The 3,411-nt window shown below is 61.3% G+C and carries 2 protein-coding genes; one reads left to right on the top strand and one right to left on the bottom strand.

The window, feature by feature from the left end; genetic code table 11:
* Positions 1-147 precede the first annotated feature (147 nt).
* Positions 148-948 carry an SDR family NAD(P)-dependent oxidoreductase gene (locus DXC52_RS09230; RefSeq protein WP_006235414.1) on the bottom strand — a complete coding sequence of 267 codons (801 nt, stop codon included), beginning with the start codon at positions 946-948 and terminating at the stop codon, positions 148-150.
* Positions 949-1,242: 294 nt separating this feature from the next.
* Between DXC52_RS09230 and DXC52_RS09235 the strand changes: the two genes are divergently transcribed.
* Positions 1,243-3,054, top strand: coding sequence for a hypothetical protein (locus tag DXC52_RS09235; RefSeq protein ID WP_117747010.1), 1,812 nt, complete (start codon positions 1,243-1,245; stop codon positions 3,052-3,054).
* Positions 3,055-3,411 lie beyond the last annotated feature (357 nt).

A 3,411-nucleotide genomic window follows, 5' to 3' on the forward strand; every position in this document is an offset into this window, starting at 1 on the left:
AGCGAGCGGGTCGCATTTGAGACAAGGTGACGTGAAACGAAAGGGCGCTGACCTTCTGGTCGCGCCCTTGAAGTTGAACGTCAGATTGTCCAAATGCGGCCCGCGCAGCGTCGAGCCGTTACGCGGTTTGGTAAAACCGCGTAACCCCTACGGCCGCTGGCCCATGCCACCCTCGAGGGTGACGGTCTCGCCGTTCATGTACTTAAAGTCGGGACCGCAGAGCTGAACGACCACGCGGCCGATTTCCTTCTCGACGTCGCCGTAGTGACCAGCCGGCGGCATGTGGACGTTGGCCTTGAACGCCTCGGGATAGGCATCCTGGAAGTTCTCGAGCGCAGCGGTCCAAGCAAGCGGGCACACGATGTTGACGTTGATGCCGTCCTTGCCCCACTCGTTGGCGGCAACGCGGGTCAGGCCGCGGATGCCCTCCTTGGCGGCAGCATAGCTGCACTGGCCATAGTTGCCAAACAGGCCGGCGCCCGAGGCAAAGTTGACCACGGAGCCCTTGGTCTCCTTCAGGTGCGGATAGGCCTTCTGCATGTACAGATAGGTAGCATACAGACCGGAGTAAATGGCCAGGTTAAACTGATCCATGGTGTGATCGGCGATGGTCACGCCCGAGGCGCTAGCCTGAGCATTGTTGACGACGGCGTCGATGCGGCCGAACTCCTCAATGGCCTTGTCGATGACGTTCTGGACGACGGCCTCGTTGTCCTGACCAGCCGAGACATCGGCCTGAACAGGCAGAACCTTGACACCGTACTCGGCCTCGAGAGACTCCTTGGCGGCCTCGAGCTTGGCGACGTTGCGGCCGGTGATGACGAGGTTCGCGCCCTCCTTGGCAAATGCGATATCGATGCCGTAGCCGATGGAGCCAGCGGAACCGTCCTTAAGCGTGGCCTTGCCGCCGCCGGTGACGATCACGGTCTTACCAGTGAAAAGTCCCATACAAAGTCCTTTCAAATCGCGACGGGCACGCCCGCCGACTGCGCGTATCCAACTTCACGCGCCAAAAGCTGAGATGCAACTTTAGCGTGTTCAAGCAAAAATAAAAGACCGCGGTAGGCGAACGGCACCACGTAGTTCGGCGAAGGGATTGTCAAGTACAAACTGGATAAAACGGCCGAGCTATTGTTATCAGATCGAGCCATCGAACACGTTTTGAAACTTTGCTGCGGCGCGCGGGATGTCGGCGCGAGACCTTATCATAGGGTGACAAACAACGATGAGGAGCACATGCCTATGACAGACGAGCTGGACCCCCAGACTCAAGAGCATATTGATCATTCCGCAGACGCCGTCGACGACTGCGATACTCCTACCTGCGTCGACGCCTCCACCGATGCGCCCGCCACCGCAGATGCGCCCGCTGCCGCAGATGTGCACGCTGCCGCAGATGTGCACGCCGATGCGGATAAAGCAACAGACACAGACGATACTGTCGAGCATGACGAAAGCGAGCAGCCGGAGCCGAGCGATGCCGAACCCGACACAGACCCCGCGCCACAGGCGGCAGGCCCCATCGAGGTGTCTTCGGAAGAAGAGCTCGATGCCGTCATGGACTCCATGATGGATGCCGTCAAAGCGATGAAAGACGCCGTCGCCGATGCCGATATTGATGCCGAGGAAGAGGAGGCCGCCGAGGCGGCCTCGACCTTTGTGCCCGGCGAGACTCCGGTTGCCGACCAAGGCAGTACCATGCCCTCGTTTCTGCAGCTCGAACATCCCACGATTGGCGCCGATGCGGTCGATCCGCACGCAGCAGGCTTTTCTGTGGTCGAGGGCGGTACCGGCAATATCGCCGCGCCGCAGGCTGCCGATGCGGACGCTGCCGACACCGCTCGCCCGACCGCCCCGCATTCCCCCGCCGCGAGCCGCGATCTGGGGACCGCTGTCTCGAACACCGCGAACGCCGTGGGCACCTTTATCGCCCAGGGTGCCTCGGCCATGCGCGAGATGAACGCCGCGAAAAAGGCACTTGCCGATGCCCGCGCCCATCTGACCGAACTTGAGCAGCGCATTGCCGATCAGGCCGAGGAACTCGAGACGCGCCAGGATATCGCAGGCCGCTACGACCAGATCGTCGCCGACCAGCGCCAGGCGATTGCCACGGCCCAAAAGACTGCAGCGGCCGCCGAGATTGACCGTGATGCCCACGCCGCCAAAGCGACAGAGCTCAAGGGTCAGTTCGAACAAATGAAGACAGAGGATGACGCGACTGAGCTCCGCCTGAAGGCCGCGCTCGACGCCGTGGAGGCCCGCGAGGCAAGCTCTCGCGAGACCGGCAACCGCCTCGTTCGACGTCTTGAGGATTCCAAGCGCATCCGCGACAAGGTGAAGGCCGAGCGAGACGCCGGCATTGCCGCCGCACAACAAACCGTCGACGCCACGCGCGCCCAGCTCGAGACGCTGCGTCATGAGTATGCCGAGCTGCAACGCAATCCCTCGGCAAATCCCGCCAACTATACGGTGCGCACCAGCGAGCTCTCGATGCAGATCTCCGACACGGCAGATGCCCTGCGTAAAGCCGAAGAAGATGTCCCGCGCATCACCGCCGACCTTGAGCACTCGCTTGCCGCAGCCGAGCAGGCCGTCGAGCAGGCTCAAGCCCCCATTGCCGAAGCCAAACGCGCGCACCAAGCCGTGACGACTGAGGCTGATGCCGCGCGCGACGAGCTGCAGACGGCGAAGACTGCCGCCGCGACGCGCCAGCGCGAACTGCGCGAGAAGATCGCTGCCGAGGACAAGGCACGCCGCGACCAAGAGCAGAGCATCGCCAACGCCCAAGCAGATGCCGCGCATGCGCAGTCGATTATCGAACAGGCGACCGAGGTACACGACCACCCAGAGATCACTGAGTCGCTTGCAGGATCCTTGGCCCGCGACAAAGCCGAATACGCCGAGACCGAGCGAGAAGTCGCCCAGCTCGAGGCCACCGAGGACGCGGTGCGCGAGCGTACCCGCGACTCACGCATCAAATTCACCGGCGCCATCGTCTGCATAGTCGCCGCAATCCTGGTGATCATCCTGGTCTGGCTGTTCGCAAGCAAGTAAACCAGCTGCCAAAAAACGCTCAACGCAGTTGCGGTGAGATAGTTCCTGTTTAGCCCCAAAAAGGCCAATTCAAGAACTATCTCACCGCAACTTATTTAGATCGACGCAAGGCAACCTACCCCTCTTGCACCAATCTCTTGGACATAAGGAGTGTCCCCAGGTGCCGGCACATAAGGAACGTCCCCAAGTGCCAAGTGCCGTAAGAGTGTCCCCTTTGACTAGTCATTTAAGAACGTCCCCAATGACTACCCAATGACTACCCAATGACTACAGCGACAACCACGGCAACGCCGATGTTTTGGCAACGACAGACACTATGACCCAATCCGAGGGCACGGAAACGACAGGAGCCCCCGC

The sequence above is a fragment of the Collinsella sp. TF05-9AC genome, from assembly GCF_003438495.1.
Lineage (GTDB): Bacteria > Actinomycetota > Coriobacteriia > Coriobacteriales > Coriobacteriaceae > Collinsella.

Bases quoted from the DNA above. Each gene is read 5' to 3' on its own strand.
- DXC52_RS09230 (WP_006235414.1), bottom strand. From the start codon at position 948: ATGGGACTTTTCACTGGTAAGACCGTGATCGTCACCGGCGGCGGCAAG.
- DXC52_RS09235 (WP_117747010.1), top strand. From the start codon at position 1,243: ATGACAGACGAGCTGGACCCCCAGACTCAAGAGCATATTGATCATTCC.